Genomic DNA, 20,839 nt, shown 5'->3' on the forward strand with positions numbered 1-20,839 from the left:
ATAAGGCACATTGTCCGCATAATGGACAGTGTGCCTTATTTTATGTGTAAAAAGATAGTGTGTTTTGATACAGTATCTGACGTGCTTCTTTCTCCGTTAGTCCTTGAATCTTCGCCCATTCACGGCATACATCAGCAGTCATCATAGGATGAGTCATCTGTTCTGCAAAAGAACCTTCAAATGGCCACGGCCCATCGGTTTCAACCATAACGAGATGAGCAGGATATACGGCTGCTAATTGCTGAATCTCCTGTTCATATTGGATATCCGGTGTAAATGAAATGGAGTAACCGTTATGGATCATACGCTGAATCGTTTCAGGATATCCTTTGAACCAATGAAAATGTGCTTTGGTAACACCATATTGCTCTAGCAAATCACAAGCGATTGCAGCATCTTCATAGACTGCATGTAAGATCACAGGCTTATCATAACGAGCAGCCAATTGGAGCAAAGCAGACAGTACATCTTGATATCCTTGCTCGTCCAATAACTCGCCACGTTCTATCGCTTCAAGCCGACGATAATAAGGTAATCCAATCTCCCCAATAGCAATCAGTCGATCTATACGCTGTTCGATCCACAACAATAACGTCTGAAGCTCTTGAGCGTCAGGTAAAGGCTGTTCTGGATGATAACCATACGCAGGTTGAACAATAGACGGATAGCGCTGAGCAAGCTGTTCTGTGCGCTGACAGGAAGACAGATTCATTGAGACGCTGATTAAAGATTGAATATTCAGATCAGCCAATGACCGAATCATCTGTTCAATCTTCGGATCATCATATTGATCCAGATGAATATGACTATCAATCAATGGAGCATAGACCTTATTCATCATAGATCACCTTCGTCTGTATGACGCATCGCATTCATCAGTTGTCTACGTAAAGCAATAAATGCTGGATCATCGGTAATCTCTTCTCGTCTTGGGCGCGGGAAAGGTACAACAATATTGTGTAAAACAGTCGCTGGACGACGAGACAGTACATAGATGCGATCGGATAACAGCAAAGCTTCTTCAATATGATGTGTAACGAAAATAACCGATCTTCTATTCTCTTCCCAAATATTCAACAACCACGATTGCATCTCACTGCGTGTAAAAGCATCCAAAGCACTAAATGGCTCATCCAGACAAAGTAAGTCACGAGGACCTAGCAATGCTCTAAGAAAAGCGACTCGTTGCTGCATACCGCCAGATAAAGTATGAGGATAAGCAGAAGCAAAATCACCCAATCCCACTTTGTCCAACCAGTGACGTGCTAAGTCTAGTGATTCTTTACGTGGTAATCCTGCAACCTCACGTGCTAGAATCACATTATCCTGAATCGTTCGCCATGGCATCAGTGCCGGTTGTTGGGGCATATAGCCACTTAATCCTTTACGTCCTGTTATATTTTGACCATCTAACAGAATATCACCTTGATCGGGAAGAACCACACCGCCGATCATCTGTAACAGTGTGCTTTTACCTGAACCGGAAGGGCCGATAATCGAGACAAATTCTCCTTGATCAACATGCAGAGAAATCTCTTGTAGCACATGTAAAGATTGCTTACCTTGTGCAAAAGATTTACTGATCTGTTGTAATGCTAACAGTGGCGTAGAAGTGTTCGTGATGATAGGTGAAGATTGAGATTTATTGATCGACATCTTTGGAACCTCCTTTGCCAGAACGCATCGATGCAGGATGATGCCAACGAATAGACCATTTTTCAATAAGATTGATAATCATAAATAACAAAAGACTGATAGCGACAACGACTAGAATCGCTAAAAACATATGATCAGTACGGAATGCTGATTTCTGTAACATCATATAGTAGCCTATTCCCTCACTACTGCTGATCCATTCTGCGATAATTGCACCCATCACACTATAGGTTGCTGCAATTTTTACGCCAGAGAAGATCGAAGGTAAGCTAAAAGGCAATTCTAATTTCCAAAAGATTTGGCTTTTGGAAGCACCAATCATTTGCATATAATTGAGCATTGTTCGATCGGTTGTAGCCAGTCCGCTGAGTGCCGCAATCGTGACCGGGAAAAAGCAGACGAGAATAATCACGATTAATTTGGATAAAATACCAAATCCGAACCAGATGACAAGTAGCGGTCCCAGTGCAATCGTCGGAATATTTTGACTCAAAATCAATAACGGATATAGCGCTGAACGTAGAAACGGAGTGTAATGAAGTACTCCTGCTACCAGTAGACCTACAGCGACCCCGATACTAAAACCGGATAATGTTAACTTTAAAGTTGCCCATGTATGCAGACCCAGTCGATCTTTTTCACTCCAAGCTTCATGTCCAATTAACGCAGGACTTGGCAGAATCCATGCTTCAATATGGAATAGACTGGTTGCCAATTGCCAGATGACCAATAATAAAACAACCGCCCCCAGGGGCGGCCATATGCTTTTCCACCATGATCTCATAGCAGACATTAGCGGTACTTCTCGGTCAATCCATCCATACTGATACCGGATGGACTATGTGCAATCTTGATCTGAGAAATGATACTAGGACTACCTTTCTCCACCAAAGCTTCATGCATTTGACGAACCACTTCTAGCAATTCGCTAAGTTCGCCTTCCATAGTAGTCTCAAGTGGATGAACTTCATATTTCACGCCGGATGCTTGAATCACTTCAATCGCCCGATCTACATAATCATAAGAGTTCTCGCCTGCTTGTGTTTTGGGAATTACTTGAATACTGAGTAACGTATGTGCCATTCTATCCATCTCCTTATGCTCTATTTAGTCGTTGCCGCAGGTAAATAATCATTGGTGTAGGCTTTAGTTGCATCTAATGGACTATCGAGCAATTTTTGCTTGAACATCCAGTTGGCATATCCTTCCCAGACGGATTGTTTTTGTTCACCCCAGCGTGGTGCATCATCTTGATAACGTGGAGATAACCATTCTTGACTGGCTTTTACTAATTTAGGATCAAGATCAGGAACAGCTTTGAGCAAGATATCCGCAGATTCGTCTGGATGCGCAATCGCATATTCATACCCTTTACTGGTTGCCGCCATAAATGATTTGACCAATTCAGGATCGGTAGAGATCTGCTTCTCATTGGTTACGATAACAGGGGTATAGTAATCCAGTTGGTCAGAATAATCTTTAACATATAACATATCTAACGGCTGACCACGAAGTTCAGCTTCTATGCCTGTCCATGCGTAGAATATCCAGGCAAAGTCGATTCCTTTTTGTACTGCTGTAAAATAGTCGGCATTCCCGATATTCACACTTTTAACTTTGCTAACATCGCCGCCGTCCGTGTCCATAATTGATTTCATGACAGCTTCTTCAACAGGAGAGCCCCAAGCGCCATAGGATTTGCCTTCCATATCTTTAGGCGTCTTGATCCCGCGATCTGTAGGTGCCGCGAAGCCAGAAGTATTATGTTGAATAACAGCAGCAAGCGAGACGAGTGGAACACCTTGTACTCTAGCTTGTGTGACACTTTCTTGGTAGCTGATTCCAAAAGGCACTTCACCAGAAGCGACCATCGTATCTGCTCCGCCTTGTCCGGGCGCTATAATTTCGACATTCAATCCTGCTTCTTTATAAAAGCCCTGTGCTTGGGCTACATATAAGCCGGTATGATTTGTATTGGGTGTCCAGTCTAGAACGACTTTGACATCTTTAAGTGTAGATGTATTGCCCGCTTCATCTGTTGTATTGGTTGTACTTGCTGCTGAACCACATGCAGTTGTGATCCATAATAAACCTACCATTAACCATGGTAAGCTTTTCCGCCACCCTTTTTTATTTCCAATCATCCTAACCCTTCTTTCTGTTCAATCAAATAGTAGAATCGGTCTTCACTTGATAAAAGGCATAAAAAAAACGCCCCCATCGGGACGACATAGGTGCAATTATAAGCTCAACATACAGCATATAACGACTTGTTACTTTCCTACGCTGGCATTATCCAGATCAGGTATAAGGGTCTGTATTTATCACAATACACTCTCAGCCAGTTGCAACTAGCTCCCCTGTACGTATGCGGTTTTTTTACATTGTAATTATAGACCAGAGGGTATCAACTGTCCAGTACAGAGAATGCGTTGTCATCAGCAATAGACAATCTATTTCGGTTCAGGAACTCGGTCTAAGGGTATTTACATATACGGAAGTTTGTAACTAATAAAGTTCCATTCAATCTTTTTCTATCATATCTATTCGATATACATAGACTAAGAAATTGAATACACCCATACGTTTATATACAGGAGGAGATTGATCATGAGTAAAACAGCTGAAGAACAAGCAATTTTGACTGCATTAGAAGGTAACCCATTTTGTGCACTAGGTACTGTAGAAAATGACAAACCTAAAGTACGTTATATGGCGCTATATAATGAAGGCTTAAATATTCATCTCGCGACGAACCGCAAAACACATAAAGTCGAAGAGTTAGAAAAAAATCCGAACTGTTATGTATTGTTGGGTTATGAAAAAGGCGGCACAAGTCAAGTCGTTGAAATTGAAGGCGTAAGTTCTGTATCTACAGACGACGAACTCAAAAAACGTGTCTGGAAAGAAGAATTTAAAGAATGGTTCTCCGGTCCAGAAGATCCTGATTATGTGATCCTAGATATCAAACCACAAACGATTGAATATACAGATAAAGATGGCAACAAACAAACTTGGACTGCATAATATTCTTTTTCAAAAGAATTAAATAGGCAGTAATAGTATAAAAAACTCGGGATTTGAATTTGCGAAACAAGTAAAATGAATGCAAAATTCAAATTCCGAGTTTTTTCGTCTTTTTATTTCCAAAAAAAGGATAAAATAGGTACTTGAGGAACTTGATAAGGTATGCCCAAATAAGGTATAAAAAGATAAGTAGAATTATTTTAGATCATAACATGTAAAATGCCGATGGTGGGATAAACTGAGAGTTCTTATTGTAGAACTGTAAAGGAACTATACTGGAGGTGGTTTCCTTGAATTTAAAACAGATTGAACAGCAGATCGAACAGGAACGCCGCATACTGAACCAGATGGCAGAAGAACACGGAGTACGTGACTATCGTGTGTTGGATCAGTCCGAGCAATTAGATCGAATTTTAGATATGTATTTTCAATATAAAGATCAAGATGCCGATTTTTTAATACCTTAATGTATAGATTTTATGAAAAGAAACATGACACAATCATGTAAAATATAGAATTTTTCGTAAAATAAATATCATTTTCATAAAAAATAGAACTAATAACCCTTCAAATATATCAGCTGATAGTATACAATTCTATCATGCGTTTCTTTTGGTAGCCTTTTCTTCTTTATCTTGCCTATTCTATAAATAGATTACAATATATAATGTAATCGTTTTAAAACAGCATGAATTATGGTTAAGCGAGTTATTCATGCTGATAATACATATCGGGCGCAGAGATAAAGTCGTAAAAGGTCAAGCAAATGCGAATATATTTGGGAGGGGTTTTTTATTTTGAACTTAGGAAACAAAACATTTAAAAAAGCAATTACTGTCATCGCAGCGCTGCAATTGTTTGCAGTGTCGGCAGTTCCTGCTTTTGCAGCAGAAACCACTTCTTCTGAATCTACAGTGAAATTGCGTTTGTTGGAGACAACAGATATTCATGTTAACGTAATGAACTATGATTATTACTCGGATGCAACTACAGATCAATATGGTTACGCTAAAACAGCGACATTGATCAAAAATGCTCGTGCAGAAGCAACCAATAGTGTATTGATTGATAACGGTGATCTATTGCAGGGTAATCCGTTAGGCGATTATGTAGCTAAAGTCGATCCTTTAAAAACAGGCGAAGTTCATCCTGTCTACAAAGCCATGAACCAATTGGGCTACGATGCTGGAAATATCGGTAACCATGAATTTAACTATGGCCTTGATTTCTTAGGCAATGCGTTAAAAGGTGCTAATTTCCCTTATGTAAATGCTAATATTTATACAGACGATGGTACAGGTAAAGGCGAGAAGAACTACTTTACACCTTACCTTATTCTAGATAAAGAAGTAACTGACGAAAGTGGAGCTAAGCATACAATTAAAGTAGGCGTTATTGGCTTCGTACCACCTCAAGTCATGCAATGGGATAGCGCAAACTTGTCGGGGAAAGTGGTTGCTAAAGATATTATCGAAACAGCGAACAAATTTATTCCACAAATGAAAGCAGAAGGCGCAGACATCATTATTGCTGTTCCGCATTCTGGGTTTGAAGATATTCCACAGACTGAATTGATGGAAAATTCCGTGTTGTACTTGAGCAAAGTGCCAGGTATTGATGCGATTATGTTCGGACATGCACACAAAGTATTCCCTAGTGCTGATTTTGCTGGGAAAACAGGCGTTGATCTTGAAAAAGGTACAATCAACGGTGTTCCTTCTGTAGAGCCAGGATTCTGGGGCGATCACTTGGGTATTATTGACCTTGAATTGAAACAACAAGGCGACAAATGGACAGTAAGCGATTCTAAAGTAGAAGCTCGTCCAATCTATGATACAGCAACCAAAAAAGCATTGGTTCAAGCAGATCAAGGTGTCGTCGATTCTGTATATCATGAGCATGAAGAAACACTAGGTTATATTCGTGGACCTGTAGGTGAATCTACAGCTCGTATTACAAGTTACTTTGCACTGGTAGAAGATGATCCTTCGATCCAGATCGTAACGAATGCTCAGAAATGGTATCTGGAGAAACAACTTCAAGGTACAGAATATGAGAACTTGCCAATCCTTTCTGCTGGAGCTCCATTCAAAGCAGGTGGACGTTCAGGAGCAAGTTACTACACAGATATTCCAGCAGGTACAATAGCAATCAAAAACGTATCTGACCTTTATGTATACCCAAATACAGTTCACGCTGTGCTTGTCAATGGCGCTGAAGTGAAAAACTGGTTGGAATGGTCTGCAGGACAATTCAATCAGATCGATCCAGCTAAATCCGGTGAGCAAGCGTTAATCAATATGGACTTCCCAACGTATAACTTTGATGTTATCGATGGCGTAACATACCAAATTGATGTTACACAACCACCTAAATACGATGCAAAAGGAACGGTTCTGAACGCATCTTCTAACCGTATTGTGAATTTACAATTTAACGGTAAAGCGATTGATCCCGAACAAAAATTTGTTGTAGCTACAAACAACTACCGTGCATCTGCGTCTAAATTGGCGAATCCAGATGGTAAACGTATTATCCTAGCTGCACCAGACGAGAACCGTCAAGTGATTATCGATTATATCCGTGAAAATAAAACAATCGATCCAGCTGCTGATGGTAACTGGTCACTTGCACCAATCAAAGGCAATCCAACGGTGACATTCAATACTTCTCCAAAAGCAAAAGATGCACTAGCTAGTGCTAAAGCGGTAGCAGGAGCAGATCCAATTGCTTATGTAGGCGAAGCAGCAGATGGTTTTGCTAAATATTCTATTAATCTTTCGAATACAGCACCAATCAAAGGCAATCCAACAGTGACACCAGCCAAACCGGTGAAACCAGTAACACCAGCGAAACCTGCTAAGCCAACAACGAAGCCAGCTCCAAAACCGACCAAACCAGCTGTAGACAAGCCAGTGAAACCTACAGATGAGCAAACGTATATCATCAAAAAAGGTGATAATCTGTACCGTATTAGTCTGAAATATGGCGTAACATGGGAAGAACTTGCTAAATACAATAAAATTACAGATCCAACGAAACTTCAAGTTGGAGATGCTATCGAGATTCCAGCTAGCTAATAGCGAGGAATATGAATCCAAAATAGGATCGAATCATACACCAAAGACTGCAATAGAAAATAGATTGCAGTCTTTGGTGTATTCAAAATCAACATTTAAACCGATAATAGACAGAGTGTCTAATGTTATCTGCGTTTAAGGATGATATAATTAATAAGATTAAAAGTAGAAGTAACTTGTCTGTAAATCATTATATTTTGACGTTCATCTTATGTTTTTGCTTTATTATTAAGGAGGATTGCTATGAATTGTAGCGGTTGTAGTTATGTTCAACCTATAGAAGACCAAGGAACAGTGTCCTTGCGACCGCTTTCTCCTTCTCTTGAAACTCTAATCCGACAACAATCTTATGATACGTATATCATGGAAGATATTTGTTCTATTTCATATCAGTCAAGAGGACAGATGCTTGATATTATGCAGTGGGTACGAAGTTTACCTGAAGACATTACATCATGTGTATCTGTAGGTTTGTTGGGTTCAGACGATATTGGTGGAGAGCCTGTGTGGCTTTCATTGTCCGTATTTGTCACCCGTTTGCAACATGATGATGTTGTAGAGATTATTCGGAAAAAGCAGTTTACCAGCCATATGCAACCTATTGTGGATCAACATGAGCAAGTGATCGCATATGAATTTCTTCTGCGTCCGATTCAAAATGGCCCTACTTTTCAGCCGTATCGGTTATTCGATATCGCTCGTAAAACAGGATTACACTCTTTTCTAGATCGTGCGGCTCGCATCTCAGCGATTGAGGTCAGTGCTGAGCATTTAGAACCGGGAATTAAACGGTTTATTAACTTTTTACCATCTTCTATTTATAACCCACAATATTGCTTGAGTCATACATTTGAAGCAATAGAACGCCTTAATCTCAATCCAAAAGATTTTGTGTTTGAAGTGGTGGAGACAGAGAATATTATCGAAATGCCTAAATTGCAAAATATTTTTGACGTGTATCGTAGCAACGGGATATCGGTAGCACTGGATGATGTTGGTTCAGGTTATTCAAAGCCTGAATTAATCGATTATCTTCAACCGGATTATGTCAAAATAGATCGCAGTTTGATTGATCATTGTGATACTCATCCTGAACAACAACAAAAGATTATTCATATTCTTGAACGTTCACAAAAGCACGGTTCAACTGTATTAGCAGAAGGCATTGAACGCCGTGAAGAATACGAATTTTGCCGCAGTATCGGCATCGAACTAGCACAGGGATACTTGTTTGGGAAACCATCTGATTCTCCTAATCTTCAATTAGGTTAACTGCATTAATAACCTTATAAAGAAAACCTCTTCTACTCAAGTATATTTAATGTACTTGAATAAAAGAGGTTTTTTGGATTATTTATAAAGATTTGGTTGCTTGTGAAGAAGAGGATTTAAGTTTTGGTTCGGGACGAGACTCTTGAAATAAATGCTTGAATTTGGATGTACAAGCGATGATTAGTATAAAGATAATTAGAGCAATTCCTGCAAATGTAGTTAATGTAATCAGATTAAAGTAACGGGCAACGATACCACCGGAAAGGAGACCTAACACAATACCCAATGTTGTCAGTGTTTGTAATATAGAGATACCTCGACCACGAAACGGTTTGGGTGTGATTTTCAAAAAAATAGAAGTGATCGGTAAGTTAATAAGCGCATTAATACTCCCGATAGCCAGACTCCATACATAGATGGGGGATAGATTAGAAGTATGTATGTAGTTAAGCGGAGTCACGCAGCTCATTAAGATACCAAAAGCTATAATCGTACATACTAATAATAGACTGGAATTTAATTTACGTAATAAAAATGGACCTACAATAGCACCAACAACAGCACCTATACCTTCAATACTTTGAATCTGTCCATAATCTATAGCAGGTAAACGGAATACTTGAAGTAAGATCGAAGTATAAGTTGTATCAAATATGCCTGCTACAAACATAAACGGAATCAGAATCATCAGTAAAAAGAATAAAGAAGGGATATTATAGACTGTTTTTAGTCCAGCTATCATAGAAGCCCAGATCGGTTCATGTGTTACTTTAGTTGCTTCTTCGGGTTCAAGGACTGCGGTAGAAACCACAAACGAATTAGCGATAAGAATAAAGATAATAGACAATACATACGACAATATATCAATTATAAAAATAATAGGAACTGAAGTCGTTGTTAACAAAAATCCTGCTATAGCTGGGCCGATAATATACACTGTAAAATAAGTACTCTGACTAATCGACATCGCTTCATTCACATGTTTATCGCCAACAATATCTGGAATAAATGAAGTACGTGCTGGATAAAAGACAGTTGTTCCTATTCCTTTTAGAAACACAAGTACAATAAGGGCAATAGGAGAAGAAATACAGAGAATGATGACAATATTGATAAGTACTCTAAAGATATCCATATAAATCATAACAAGATGCTTAGGGAAACGATCAGCTATAGAACCAGCAAATAGTCCAAAAGCAGTTGTCGCAAATAACTCTGCAAAAATAACCAGACTGATAAAGATAGGATCAGAAGAGTTAGAACCAATAAGAAAAATAATAGCTGTAGTGGCTATCGCATCACCTAGTCTTGAGAAGACTTGTGCTAGCCAAAAATGAAGAAACGCAGGGATTCGAAATAAAGCTAGCATAATCAACCTCCTTTGCAATAGAACATCATGATCTCTGCCAACGTGCTGTTCCATCTGCTTGAATATCAAAATAAACATGATAAGAAGCTGATAATTGATTGAGTTGATCCATGATTGAAGATTGAGCATTGAAAACAGGACAGCCTCTACGATAACGTGGTAATTCATGTCCGAGAGAAATAGGGTGGATAGATAAATCTACTAATTGACCATTCTCCATTGTCCATGATGGGATAAACGAATGCCAGAATTTTGGATCAGCTCCAAAACTAGAGGTGCCATTTTTACTTTTTTTGTCCATCAAGTCAGCAATATTATGAGTATGATTTAAATTCAAATGATGATAGAAGTCAGCAGGTAACGCTTCAACCGTTTCATTTTGAAAAATAAAGTTACCCAAACCATAAAAGATCGGGCGTTCTTGATAAATCTCAATTCCTCGAATCTGATGAGGTCCATGACAAATCATTGCATGTGCTCCTTCATCAATACATCCTCTACAAAATTCTTTCAAAAAATCAGCAGGTTCGGCTTCATTTTCTTCTTTCATTTCATGAGAATGTACACTTAGAATCACATAATCGGCTTGGCGTTTGGCTTCATGTATCGATTGATAGATGCGTTGAAGATCTATCGGATTACATGTAGTCAATGTACCTTCTTGTGAAGCATTGTCTACTGCTACAAAGTCATATTCACCAAACATAAAAAAAGAATCTGGAAGTTGATCTAATAAATGTCCATGTTGCATTGCAATATTAATCTCTGCATTGATTGAAGTAGCCGCAACGAGTTGTTTTAATGATGCCATATGTGTATGACTAATCTGATGAACGGTGTCGTATCGTAAAGGATTAATTCCAGGTCTTCCCGTACAATCAGCACGATCCTCACCAGCAATCGCAGATTCGTGAAAAGTAGAGGTAACTGCAATCACAGCGATTCGTCCTTGTAATGTTTCTAAGTATTTGGGCTTGCTTGCGGCATGTAGGGTAGATCCAGCACCACAATAAAGTAAATGAAGTTCATTGATATATTTTTCAGTAGCTGCTAATCCACCATACGAATAATCAAGCATATGGTTATTCGCAATAGATAAGACGTTAAATCCGTAGGATTGTAAATGTTGTAATACTTGAGGATGAGCAGAAGCCCATGTTCCTCCACTTTGAGCCGCAGGAAAACCTTCGTTATCACGAATCGTCGTTTCTAAATTAGTAAAGCGAACATCATGACTTTTGATAAATTCAGTTAATTGTTCCCATTTTGGATGGGGAGGAGAAGTACGTGTAATAAAACTATCTCCTGTAGCAACAAAAGATACTGTGGAATTAGGCATGAATTATACAGATCCTTTCTTTTGGATAAAGCAAAGGCTACTGAATATATCAGTAGCCTTTGCAAAGGTATCCGATTGGCCGACAGACAAATTAATCAATGATGATAATACGATCTCTTTTCATAAATATTCACCTCCTTAACGTAGTATACGTATGGAATGTTACTTATAGAGATTAGATTTTTTCACAAATATAGAGCATTTGAGGTGCATTGATGCGGTAAGGGCTACGATCAAAGTCTCCAAAAATATCAAGTACTTTGAAGCCACTACTGGACAACATTAGATTAATTTCAGTTGCACTAAACAACCTCATATTGAGCCTGTAATTTTTCTCAGGGCCATCTACAGTAAGACGCTTTTCTTCAATATGAAGTACACTGGTTGTCGGATCAAATCTACGTTTTTCTAGCATGTATTTGCCTTCGTCGTTACCAAACCATGCTAAAGAATGAAAATGGCGTACCAGATAATCTCGATTAATCAGTGTCAGAATAAACTTACCACCCGATCGTAGACAACTATGTATCGATTGGATAATTTTGAGATTATCTTCATAGTTCTCAACATAACCTATCGAATTTTCTAGGTTCAGAACCACATCGAAATCTTCTTGCCCTACATACTCTCGACCATCTGCGAGAATAGTATTCACAGTTCCGTGAGAATTTTTCTGAATTAAATCTAAATATTCTTTATTAATATCTAAGCCTGTTGTTTGAAATCCCATTTCAGACAATTGCAGAATATGTCTACCGTTACAACAGAAGAAGTCTAGTATTTTGGATTCAGTATCAGGATCAATGATAGAAGTTATAAAATCAATTTGCTCTTGTAATCCATCCACCAATATTTTTTTATAAACATCCAGATAAGATTGATCGAAATAATTGGTATCGTAATCTTCAATAGGCTTTTTGATTTCAGTGTTATTCATCGGGAATTAACTCCTTTTGTTTGAATTAAATCCATTTGTTGTAAGTTATTATAGCACGCTGATCTGTTTTGTAAATAGTTAATTTCAATTTATTGGAATCAAAAGGATAATTATGGTTATTTTCTTGATTCCAATGTGAGATTAAGTGACTTTAAAATTGTAGAAAATAAAAAAACTCATAGATAGATACTGATTTGCACCATTTCATGTTACTTATGGTTGCAAGTATCTATTTATGAGTTTTAATTATAAAAATAAGCTATTTATCTATATTAGCCTTTTAAAGACTTCAATTCTTCGTAAGCGGCAATGACTTTATTGTAGTCTTCGCTGTCTTTGGCAAATCCAGTAACGTCGCTTACCACAGGGCCGAAGCCTTCAGCTTGGATACGTCCTTGTAGTTCAGCAGATTGAGGATCAGCTGTGTTGTCATAATGGAATGCCGCTGCAATTCCTTTAAGCAAATGATCACGACTAAGATCGAATTCAGTCGCCATTTTTACAGGGCCTACAAGACGATCGGCTTGTCCTAATTTACGTAAAGGTTCACGTCCGACGCGAATTACTTCATCACGGATATACGGATTTTTGAAACGAGTTTCAATTTTATCGATATATTTCGCATGTTCATCCGCATCAAAGCCATGTTTTTGCACAAGAGCCGCGCCGCTTTCTTCCATCGCAGGGCGTACAATCGCACGTACACTTTCATCTTGAATACTTTGATCGATCGTTTCTAGACCTTTCAAGAAGCCAATATAAGCCGTAATCGCATGACCTGTATTGAGTGTAAACAATTTACGTTGTACATAAGCAACCAGATTGTCTGTCAATTTCATGCCTGCAATTTCAGGTGTACCGCCTTTAAGCTTAGGCTCTTCGACAATCCACTCATGGAATGCTTCTACACCTACATCTAGAATACTGTCACCCTGGAAAGGAGGAACGATACGGTCAACAGAACAGTTAGCAAAGCCTACATGTTCTTCAGCATACGCTTTGCCTTCTTCTGAAAGGTGAGTCAACACCTGCTCTTGTAGATGGCTTGTTGCACCTACCATGTTTTCACAAGCGATAATATTCAGTGAACCGCCACCAGCATTACGTCTAGCTTCGATCCCTTGTGCAATCGTGGGTGCGATAAATTTCAGTACGTTAGGACCTACCGCCGTAGTGATAATATCTGCATTTGCGATTTCATCAACAATATCTGTACCGTTAGACAAACAACCGGATACATTGGTAATCGTTTCCACACTTTTTTCCAGATCTAGAATATGAATTTGGTAACTTTTTTTCTCATTCAATTCGTTGATCATCTGTTCGTTAATATCTGCAAACACCACATGGTAGCCTGCATTTGATAATAAAGCACCAATAAATCCACGTCCGATATTTCCTGCACCAAATTGAATAGCTTTTTTCATAATATTGCACCTCCGTAAGTATTTGTAGGTAATCATCCTGTCAAAAACAAAATAATACCTTTAGATGTAGCTTATATAAGCAAAAGTAGATATAAACAGGTTAAATCAGCAACGAAATCGCTGCTGATTCAACCGGAATAACTATAGGATTAGATAGAGAATGTGCGATAGATTTCTTCAGCATCTGTTACTTTAGCTAAATGTTGTACAGTCGCTTCATCTTCAATCGTTTCTGCAATTTTAGTGAGGATTTGAAGATGTTCTCCACCTGCACCTGCAATACCGATGACAAGATAAGCAGTACCGCCTTCAAATTCCACACCATTTGGATATTGTAGAACAACAATACCGGATGTTTGAATTTGTTTTTTCGCTTCACCGACACCATGAGGGATCGCTACACCGTTACCGATATAAGTGGAAGCTACTTTTTCACGCTCATGCATCGCTGCAATATAGTCATGTTTGACATAACCAGCGGCGGCTAGCATTTCGCCTGCTTTGTTAATCGCATCTTCTTTAGAAGTGCTGGTAAGACCTAGAACAATATTCTCTTTACGCAAAATACTAGAGCCTGCATTAGAAGTTGTTGTTGTATCTTGTACCACATGTGGAGCATTGTGACTCAATACATTACTGACTTCTTCTTTCACACCCGCAGCATTATCTGGAATCGAAGAATCTGCATTGCCTGCTGTAGCTGCTTTGAGACGTTCAATCATATCATCATAAATCGGATTGTTAATAAAGTTATCAATGGATACATGCTGTGCATTTGGCGCTTTGCCTTTCGCACGACTGGTTAGATTTTGCTGTGTAACAACGATATCTGCATCAGAAGGGATCGCATCGATCGCTGTGTTAGTTACGTTAATAGGCAAGCCGGCTTGTTGTACTTTTTTACGGAAAGAAGAAGCACCCATAGCACTTGAACCCATACCTGCATCACAAGCAAATACGATTTTGCGAACTTCACCTGTTTGAAGATCGTTAGCCGATGTCAAAGCAGGTCCACCAGCGTTACCGCCAGACTTCATGTTTTTAGAAGCGGCTTGAGCTTTTTCCAAATCTTCATCGCTTGGTGCTTTGCGTAAGAAGATCGCTGAGAAAATAAAGGAAACAATGGCTGCTGCGGCTACACCTGCTAATACAACCAGATGACCACCTTTTGGAGCTAGACCTAAGATTGCGAAAATACTACCTGGAGAAGCCGCACTGGTTAGACCACTACCTAGGATACTATTTGTAAATACGCCAGCCATACCGCCAAGGATAACAGCGACAAACAAGATTGGACGCATCAAGACGTAAGGGAAGTAGACTTCATGAATACCACCAAAGAATTGAATAATGATAGCACCTGGAGCAGAACCTTTAATTGTTCCTTTACCGAAGATCCAGTAAGCTAACAATAAGCCAAGACCTGGACCTGGATTAGCTTCTAAAAGATAGAAGATTGATTTACCCGTTTCTAGAGATTGTTGCGCACCAAGTGGTGTAAAGATACCATGGTTAATCGCATTGTTTAAGAATAGAATTTTACCTGGTTCGACGAAGATCGAAACCAATGGTAAAAGGTTGTGAGCAACTAAGAAGTTAACACCTGATTCGATTAACATTGTAAATGCTTCAACTAATGGACCAATACCTACAAATCCAAGAATCGCAAGCAACATCCCGATAATACCAGCAGAGAAGTTATTAACCAACATTTCAAAACCAGTTTTTACTTTACCTTCGATCAATTTATCGAACTGTTTGATCACATATCCACCAAGTGGACCCATAATCATCGCACCGATAAACATTGGAATCTCGGCACCCACGATAACGCCCATTGCGGCAATCGCACCCAGTACACCACCACGATGACCTGCTACAACTTTACCACCTGTGTAAGCGATCAATAAAGGAAGCAAATACTTGATCATAGGATCAACCATTGTTGCTAAATCAACATTAGGCCAGTAACCTGTTGGAATAAATAGTGCTGTCAGTAGACCCCAAGCGATAAATGCACCGATATTCGGCATAATCATAGCACTTAGAAAACGTCCGAACCCTTGAACGCGATCGCGAGCACTTTTTCTTTCTTTTGTAGCTGTCTGCACAGAACTCATAATTGTTCGACCTCCATCATATATTGTTCAATTTTGCGAGTGTATAAATCTTTCATTAGACTAGAAATTTCAGCCGTTAATTCGACCGCACTACCCGATACAACTCTAGTGACAAAGCCAGGGCGATCAATCAGTGATTTACTGACTTCGTTGACTGCTTCCAAATAGGACTTACTGCTGTCTTTAGGAGCAAGCAGTACAATTGCCGCATACAGATCAACCGATTGTGAAGCAGCTGATATCGGATGTGCAAATCGCATCACGCCTAAAAATAGTTTGGGTACGACAGAGGAACGACAGTGTAATAGAATCAATCCATCTTGTGAAAGTACCGTTTCACCTAATCGTTCACGTTCATGTAATTCTTGTTCTAATACGTCTGCCCGTTCAGCAGAAGCTGTAAAAGTGGTGGCTATCTGATGAATCAAGTCAGTCACAGAAGTAGCACTGTATCCATCTCGTATTGCTAATCCTTGCGTAAGATCTAAGATGCCTGTCAGTGTTTCTTTGTGTGTACTTAGCGTTTCAGTTAAGCGTACACTCGGATGGATCGATTGTTGTAATTCATGCTGTGCATGATGAGAAGTATCTAGCTTGGATAAAGCTGTTCGAATATCGATAATGTCTTCTGATGAAAGTAAAGGCGATACACGTACCGTTGGAATCACACTATCTACTTCTACGGTCGAGATAATAATGTCAGCCCGCTTTTCTAAGCGAACCGCTTCAGAAGAAGAGACCACATCAATAATTTGCAGTGTTGGGAACTCACGCTTGACTCGAACAGATAACAGACTGGACGTCCCCATACCACTTGCACAAGCGATTAAGGCTTTAAATGGTTTTTTCTGAGCGGCGGCATATTCAGACATAGCTCCGATATGCATTGCCATATAGCCAATCTCTGCTTCCGGTACTTCTTTACCTGTAAATTGAGCAAGTAATGTAGAACACTTACGTGCCACTTCAAAGGTAGGACCATATTGTTCTTTGATCTGAGCAAGTAGAGGATTACGAATATCTAAACCCAATCGTAGACGTTCTACCGCAGGCCCCAGATGATTGATAAATCCGGCAAATAACTTGCTGTTTCCTTTGAGCTCGAAGCCAGTTTCACTTTCCGCCATTTTCAGAACATCCCGGGCAAGCTTGACCAGTTCAAAGCTGACATGCTCATAATACGGATCAGATTCGACACTCAGTCTTGTTTCGGCGCCTTTCAAATGCATGGTGATATAACCCATCTCATCTTCAGGAATCATAATATCGAAAGACTGTTCTAACTTGATCGCAAGTGTACGTGCTGTTTCAAATTCACTTAGTTGCTTAAGCTCATCCAGTATGCGTGGAGCAATTGTAATACGTTGCCCTCTGCGAATACGTTCAATCGCCAGTGCTAAATGAACAGCAAGCCCGATATACGCGCTATCGGTTAATTTCATATGCATTTCACGTTCCAGATCACTCAAGTACTGCTGAAGCTGGTTCATCATTCCATCATCAACCAGGTTCAGCAGGCGGTTGCGGATATGGAATTGTACGCGTCCCGGTTGTTCTTCGGTAGGGAAACGGTCACGTACCAGATGATTCAACTGATATTCATCTACACTTTCATAAAGAAGATGTACCAGTGCAGAACGGATACTACTTTCGGTTCCTTCAATATAGACACCTAAGCCCGGTCTGCGAATCAATGTAATCTCAAAAGCTTGAAGCCATTGTTCTATTCGATCGAGATCGTTACTGAGTGTGCCTTCTGTGACTTTGAACTGTGAAGCAAAGGTGTATAACTTAATCGGTTCTTTGGAAAGTAAAAGTTCACTAATAATGAAGTAATGCCTTTCTTCACGGGTGTAGTCTTTCTTCGGTGTCTGTTCTTCCAGTTCTTGCTGTACAATAGCCAGATGTTCTGGACTACCTTCCAGTGCAAGTCCTGTACCCGGTTTGCGAATCAGGGTTAGCTGTCTTTGATGCAACCAGTCTTCAACGCTCGGCAATTCACGCTTGACCGTTTTCTCACTCACATCTAGATGATCGGACAAGTCCCTGATTGTAATATAGTCACCATGAGAGGCAACCAGAAACTGTAGCATCATTGTGAGGCGAGCGGTCAGCTTCTCCAAAATCGATATCCTCCTTTCCAAAGTCCGATTGAAAACGATATCATAAACATAGGGCTAAGAAATAAGAACTAGTAGTGAATACTTCAAAGTTTAAGGTTTTAAGATGAAGATATCAATTGAAAGATGATACGATTTGTCCTTTGTGTATAAGGGACAAAGGTAAAGAGGGAGCGAATAAGCAGCGAAAAGCGAATGACGAAAAAGGATAAATTGAGATCTCTTTTTCAAAAAAAGGGTGTAAAAAGTCGCATAAATCTGTAAAAGATATTCGACAAAAAATGATAAAAATTGAATTAAAATACTAAACAATGTATAACATAAACCTAAATAATACTTGTTGAAACACTTGAATAAAATGTAAAAAAAGCTTATCTATTTGAATATCGGAACCTTGTTCTCAATACTTAATATAAAATTCAATACTCTATATGTTATTGTAAAAAAAGGGAATCCTTTTATCTAAAGATGAAGCGAATAAATACTTTAAAATGATAAATGATATGCATAATAAGAGATCGTCTACCGCTGATTACATATGGAATAAATTATAAAAAAACTATAAAAAAGCCTACTTTCTATAAAGAAAGCAGGCTTTTAACATACAGGTAGTTTCTATATCTATCGATTTTAGGATTGAACAGCTTTTAAAATAACAAATGCAAAAGCAGGTAGCTGCTCTTCTAGACGTCCATTTTCAACATGAAGTGTGGTGTGATCCAACATATTTTCCCATTGTGTCGTCTTCACATCAATACTTACTGTTACAGGTTCAGAGGAGCTATTCATTGCGATGACAAATGTATCTTTATCATCAGAACGCTCATAGATCAGTCCATTATTACCTTCTTTGGCATGCAAGAACTTAAACGTCCCTTGACGTAGAGCCGGATATTGCTTGCGTAGCGCAATTAATTGTTGGTAAAAAGCAAATAACTCTAAATCTTGATCTTTTTCATCCCAGATCATACAACGACGGCAATCTGGATCATTATCGCCTTCCATTCCAAACTCATCTCCATAATAGATACAAGGAGTACCACTATACGTCATCTGGAAAGTTACCGCTAATTTGAGACGATCTTTATTGCCTTTAGCGAGTGTGAGCGCGCGAGCGGTATCATGGCTATCTAGTAGATTGAACGATACCTCGGTTACTTGACGAGGATAGCGTGACATCTGTGTCCCAATCGCATGAGCAAAAGTTAACGCATCGGTAGTATCTTCAACAAAGAAATCTGTTACCGCATTTTTGAACGGATAATTCATTACAGCATCGAATTGATCGCCTTGTAACCATGGAGAAGATTCATGCCAGATTTCGCCCAAAATATAGACGTCTGGATTGATACTTTTCACCGTTTGACGGAATTCACGCCAGAAATGATGATCCACTTCGTCCGCAACATCTAAGCGCCAACCATCGATTCCAAATTCTTCGACCCAGTATTTCGCTACATTGAGTAGATACTCTTTAACTTCTGGATTTTCAGTATTCAGCTTCGGCATCAATGGCTCAAAATCAAATGTATCATACGTTGGAATACCGTCTTCTACAGCTAACGGGAATTTACGTACATGGAACCAATCTTTATATTTGGATTGTTCGCCTTTTTCCTGTACATCGACAAATGGAGCAAATGTTTTACCCGAATGATTAAACACCGCATCAAACATCACTCGAATCCCTTTATCATGGCAAGTTGCAATTAATTTCTTCAATGTTTCTTTATCCCCGAAATGAGGATCAAGTTCCATATAATCTTCTGTATCGTATTTGTGATTAGTCGTTGCTTTGAAAATAGGTGTCATATAAATCGCATTGATACCCAGATCCGTCAAATGATCTAAATGATCGATAATCCCTTGCAGATCACCACCGAAAAAGTTAAACCATTCTGGCTTTTCGCCCCATGGCAATGTGTCTTTAGGGTTAATCGATGGATCACCATTAGCAAATCGCTCCGGGAAAATCTGATAAAAAACAGCATCTTTTACCCATGCTGGTGGTGTAAATACATCGACTGGATTGATAAATGGAATATCGAATAAACGATCCATTTTCGGCTCTTCTTTGCCAAATTTATCTTCATCCATCCAAATTTCTTCGTCATCATTTTTAAGAAGAAATCCGTATTTGATACGGCGGAAAGGAGGAACAACTTCACATTCCCAATAATCGAACCAATCATCTGTTGCAAAAACATGCATTTGTACACGTTCTTTGGACTTTTCCCACATGTATTTGTCTCCAGCCAAAGCCCAGACTTCTTTGACATCCTGCTTTTTGGTACGTAGACGCAAATGAATCGTTTTGAGATCATAAGGATAGCCCCAATTCAGCTTGGGACGATGATAGACAGCTTCGATTAACATAGATGTTCCTCCTATTAAAATATGTATGATAGTGCTTTTGCTCTATCGATTTATACCCGAAAAAGAATTGATGGAACCAATTAGTTAAGCTCTACATCGGCGCAGGTCTGTAGCTT

General features: G+C 39.1%; 16 protein-coding genes and 1 riboswitch. Of the genes, 4 read left to right on the top strand and 12 right to left on the bottom strand.

The features are described from left to right. Positions 1-40: 40 nt before the first annotated feature. The 5 genes from PO903_RS07395 to PO903_RS07415 are packed head-to-tail and all read right to left on the bottom strand — an operon-like array spanning position 41 to position 3,800. Positions 41-838: a TatD family hydrolase gene (locus PO903_RS07395; RefSeq protein WP_308640888.1), complete on the bottom strand. Its 798-nt coding sequence runs from the start codon at positions 836-838 to the stop codon at positions 41-43. Beyond that, positions 838-1,656: an ABC transporter ATP-binding protein gene (locus tag PO903_RS07400; protein WP_273593028.1), complete on the bottom strand. Its 819-nt coding sequence runs from the start codon at positions 1,654-1,656 to the stop codon at positions 838-840. Before PO903_RS07400 ends, PO903_RS07395 begins: the two co-directional genes overlap by 1 nt. Continuing rightward, positions 1,643-2,440 carry an ABC transporter permease gene (locus tag PO903_RS07405; RefSeq protein ID WP_069329760.1) on the bottom strand — a complete coding sequence of 266 codons (798 nt, stop codon included), beginning with the start codon at positions 2,438-2,440 and terminating at the stop codon, positions 1,643-1,645. The genes PO903_RS07400 and PO903_RS07405 overlap by 14 nt, the downstream gene beginning before the upstream one ends. Before the next feature lie 8 nt (positions 2,441-2,448). Beyond that, positions 2,449-2,739: an MTH1187 family thiamine-binding protein gene (locus PO903_RS07410; protein WP_069329593.1), complete on the bottom strand. Its 291-nt coding sequence runs from the start codon at positions 2,737-2,739 to the stop codon at positions 2,449-2,451. A gap of 20 nt (positions 2,740-2,759) precedes the next feature. Then, entirely contained in the window at positions 2,760-3,800 is a 1,041-nt protein-coding gene (locus PO903_RS07415; RefSeq protein WP_273593029.1) for an ABC transporter substrate-binding protein, read from the bottom strand. Positions 3,801-3,916: 116 nt separating this feature from the next. Then, a riboswitch (TPP riboswitch) is annotated at positions 3,917-4,028 on the bottom strand. 238 nt (positions 4,029-4,266) lie between these two features. Here PO903_RS07415 and PO903_RS07420 point away from each other — a divergent pair. From PO903_RS07420 to PO903_RS07435, 4 genes are all read left to right on the top strand, one after another. Then, a complete protein-coding gene (locus tag PO903_RS07420) occupies positions 4,267-4,683 on the top strand; it encodes a pyridoxamine 5'-phosphate oxidase family protein (protein ID WP_069329591.1) in 417 nt (138 codons plus the stop codon). Between the two features lie 290 nt (positions 4,684-4,973). Next, positions 4,974-5,150: an aspartyl-phosphate phosphatase Spo0E family protein gene (locus PO903_RS07425; protein ID WP_069329590.1), complete on the top strand. Its 177-nt coding sequence runs from the start codon at positions 4,974-4,976 to the stop codon at positions 5,148-5,150. A 330-nt stretch (positions 5,151-5,480) separates the two neighbouring features. Further along, positions 5,481-7,763 (top strand): bifunctional 2',3'-cyclic-nucleotide 2'-phosphodiesterase/3'-nucleotidase, encoded by a 2,283-nt coding sequence (locus PO903_RS07430; RefSeq protein ID WP_502921668.1) that lies wholly within the window; start codon positions 5,481-5,483, stop codon positions 7,761-7,763. Between the two features lie 243 nt (positions 7,764-8,006). Continuing rightward, entirely contained in the window at positions 8,007-9,035 is a 1,029-nt protein-coding gene (locus tag PO903_RS07435) for an EAL domain-containing protein (protein ID WP_273593030.1), read from the top strand. A gap of 82 nt (positions 9,036-9,117) precedes the next feature. On the opposite strand, the gene PO903_RS07440 is transcribed toward PO903_RS07435, so the two are convergent. From PO903_RS07440 to PO903_RS07470, 7 genes are all read right to left on the bottom strand, one after another. Continuing rightward, positions 9,118-10,404 carry an MFS transporter gene (locus PO903_RS07440; protein ID WP_273593031.1) on the bottom strand — a complete coding sequence of 429 codons (1,287 nt, stop codon included), beginning with the start codon at positions 10,402-10,404 and terminating at the stop codon, positions 9,118-9,120. 25 nt (positions 10,405-10,429) lie between these two features. Continuing rightward, a complete protein-coding gene (locus PO903_RS07445; protein WP_273593032.1) occupies positions 10,430-11,743 on the bottom strand; it encodes a CapA family protein in 1,314 nt (437 codons plus the stop codon). Positions 11,744-11,918: 175 nt separating this feature from the next. Then, positions 11,919-12,680 carry a class I SAM-dependent methyltransferase gene (locus PO903_RS07450; RefSeq protein ID WP_273593033.1) on the bottom strand — a complete coding sequence of 254 codons (762 nt, stop codon included), beginning with the start codon at positions 12,678-12,680 and terminating at the stop codon, positions 11,919-11,921. Positions 12,681-12,952: 272 nt separating this feature from the next. After that, positions 12,953-14,107 carry a mannitol-1-phosphate 5-dehydrogenase gene (locus PO903_RS07455; RefSeq protein WP_273593034.1) on the bottom strand — a complete coding sequence of 385 codons (1,155 nt, stop codon included), beginning with the start codon at positions 14,105-14,107 and terminating at the stop codon, positions 12,953-12,955. Between the two features lie 149 nt (positions 14,108-14,256). Then, complete coding sequence (locus tag PO903_RS07460) at positions 14,257-16,227, bottom strand: PTS mannitol transporter subunit IICBA (protein WP_273593035.1); 1,971 nt, start codon at positions 16,225-16,227, stop codon at positions 14,257-14,259. Continuing rightward, positions 16,224-18,350, bottom strand: coding sequence for a BglG family transcription antiterminator (locus PO903_RS07465; RefSeq protein WP_273593036.1), 2,127 nt, complete (start codon positions 18,348-18,350; stop codon positions 16,224-16,226). Before PO903_RS07465 ends, PO903_RS07460 begins: the two co-directional genes overlap by 4 nt. Before the next feature lie 627 nt (positions 18,351-18,977). Next, complete coding sequence (locus PO903_RS07470; RefSeq protein ID WP_273593037.1) at positions 18,978-20,723, bottom strand: alpha-glycosidase; 1,746 nt, start codon at positions 20,721-20,723, stop codon at positions 18,978-18,980. Between the last annotated feature and the right edge of the window lie 116 nt (positions 20,724-20,839).

It is taken from the genome of Paenibacillus sp. PK4536, from assembly GCF_028594455.2.
Taxonomy (GTDB): Bacteria; Bacillota; Bacilli; order Paenibacillales; family Paenibacillaceae; genus Saccharibacillus; species Saccharibacillus nuruki.

Excerpts from the sequence above, each read along its gene's own strand:
- PO903_RS07400 (WP_273593028.1), bottom strand. The coding sequence starts at position 1,656 with ATGTCGATCAATAAATCTCAATCTTCACCTATCATCACGAACACTTCT.
- PO903_RS07435 (WP_273593030.1), top strand. The coding sequence starts at position 8,007 with ATGAATTGTAGCGGTTGTAGTTATGTTCAACCTATAGAAGACCAAGGA.
- PO903_RS07440 (WP_273593031.1), bottom strand. The coding sequence starts at position 10,404 with ATGCTAGCTTTATTTCGAATCCCTGCGTTTCTTCATTTTTGGCTAGCA.
- PO903_RS07470 (WP_273593037.1), bottom strand. The coding sequence starts at position 20,723 with ATGTTAATCGAAGCTGTCTATCATCGTCCCAAGCTGAATTGGGGCTAT.
- PO903_RS07450 (WP_273593033.1), bottom strand. The coding sequence starts at position 12,680 with ATGAATAACACTGAAATCAAAAAGCCTATTGAAGATTACGATACCAAT.
- PO903_RS07460 (WP_273593035.1), bottom strand. The coding sequence starts at position 16,227 with ATGAGTTCTGTGCAGACAGCTACAAAAGAAAGAAAAAGTGCTCGCGAT.
- PO903_RS07455 (WP_273593034.1), bottom strand. The coding sequence starts at position 14,107 with ATGAAAAAAGCTATTCAATTTGGTGCAGGAAATATCGGACGTGGATTT.
- PO903_RS07415 (WP_273593029.1), bottom strand. The coding sequence starts at position 3,800 with ATGATTGGAAATAAAAAAGGGTGGCGGAAAAGCTTACCATGGTTAATG.
- PO903_RS07405 (WP_069329760.1), bottom strand. The coding sequence starts at position 2,440 with ATGAGATCATGGTGGAAAAGCATATGGCCGCCCCTGGGGGCGGTTGTT.
- PO903_RS07445 (WP_273593032.1), bottom strand. The coding sequence starts at position 11,743 with ATGCCTAATTCCACAGTATCTTTTGTTGCTACAGGAGATAGTTTTATT.
- PO903_RS07410 (WP_069329593.1), bottom strand. The coding sequence starts at position 2,739 with ATGGCACATACGTTACTCAGTATTCAAGTAATTCCCAAAACACAAGCA.
- PO903_RS07395 (WP_308640888.1), bottom strand. The coding sequence starts at position 838 with ATGAATAAGGTCTATGCTCCATTGATTGATAGTCATATTCATCTGGAT.
- PO903_RS07420 (WP_069329591.1), top strand. The coding sequence starts at position 4,267 with ATGAGTAAAACAGCTGAAGAACAAGCAATTTTGACTGCATTAGAAGGT.